Source organism: Kitasatospora sp. A2-31 (assembly GCF_022288725.1).
Lineage (GTDB): Bacteria > Actinomycetota > Actinomycetes > Streptomycetales > Streptomycetaceae > Kitasatospora.
The window spans coordinates 1-1,323 of sequence record NZ_JAKNTA010000200.1; the positions used below are offsets into that span (position 1 = coordinate 1).

The 1,323-nt window shown below is 70.0% G+C and carries 1 pseudogene; it reads left to right on the plus strand.

Going from position 1 to position 1,323, the window contains the following annotated elements:
* Positions 1–1,323, plus strand: a pseudogene (locus tag MCM47_RS40860) (NAD-glutamate dehydrogenase domain-containing protein); the annotation flags it as partial.

A 1,323-nucleotide genomic window follows, 5' to 3' on the forward strand; every position in this document is an offset into this window, starting at 1 on the left:
ACTCGGTCACCAACGAGCTGTCCCGCCAGGACCGTGCGATCCACATCGTGATCCACCCCCAGCTGGTCGTCCGCCGTGACATCACCGGCAAGCTGCTGGAGATCCTGGACATCGACGCCTGCGCCCGCAGCAAGGCCGCCGGCGCGGAGTGGCCCGCCGACGCCATCGTCGAGTCGTGGATGCACATCGAGATCGACCGCGAGACGGACCGCGAGGACCTCCGCTCGATCGAGGCCAACCTGCGCCGCGTGCTCGGCGACGTCCGCGAGGTCGTCGAGGACTGGGGCAAGATGCGCGACTCCGCGCTGCGCATGGCCGACGAGCTGGCCGAGCAGCCCCCGGCCGGCCTGCCCGAGCAGGAGGTCGGCGAGGCCTGGGAGCTGATGCGCTGGCTCGCCGACGACCACTTCACCTTCCTCGGCTACCGCGAGTACGACCTGGTCGAGCACGAGGGCGAGGAGGTCCTGAAGGCCGTGGCCGGCACCGGCCTCGGCATCCTGCGCTCCGACCCGCTCAGCCACGACGACGACCACCACCCGGTCAGCGAGGCCTTCGGCCGGCTCTCCGCGCCGGTGCGCGCCAAGGCCCACGAGAAGAAGCTGCTCGTCCTCACCAAGGCCAACAGCCGTGCCACCGTGCACCGCCCGGCCTACCTCGACTACGTCGGCGTGAAGAAGTTCGACGCCAACGGCGAGGTCGTCGGCGAGCGCCGCTTCCTGGGCCTCTTCTCGGCCGCCGCCTACACCGAGTCGGTCAGCCGCATCCCGGTCGTGCGCCGCAAGGTCCAGGACGTCATCGCCCAGTCCGGCTTCTCCACCGAGAGCCACGACGGCCGCGACCTGCTGCAGATCCTGGAGACCTTCCCCCGGGACGAGATCTTCCAGACCGCGGCCGACGAGCTGCTCCAGATCGCCACCAGCGTCCTCTACCTGCAGGAGCGCCGCCGGCTGCGGCTGTTCCTGCGCCAGGACGAGTACGGCCGCTACTTCTCCGCGCTGGTCTACCTGCCGCGCGACCGCTACACCACCCGCATCCGGCTGCGCCTCATGGACATCCTGATGCAGGAGCTCAACGGCGCCTCGATCGACTACACGGTCTGGTCGACGGAGTCGGTGCTGACCCGTCTGCACTTCGTCGTCCGGGTCACCCCCGGCAGCGAGCTGCCGCACCTGACCGACGCCGAGATCGAGCGGATCGAGGCCAAGCTGGCCGAGGCCGCCCGGTTCTGGATGGACGGCTTCAACGACCAGCTGCACCTGGAGCTGGGCGAGGAGAAGGCCGCCGAGCTGTCCCGCAAGTACGGCAACGCCTTCCCCGACGGCT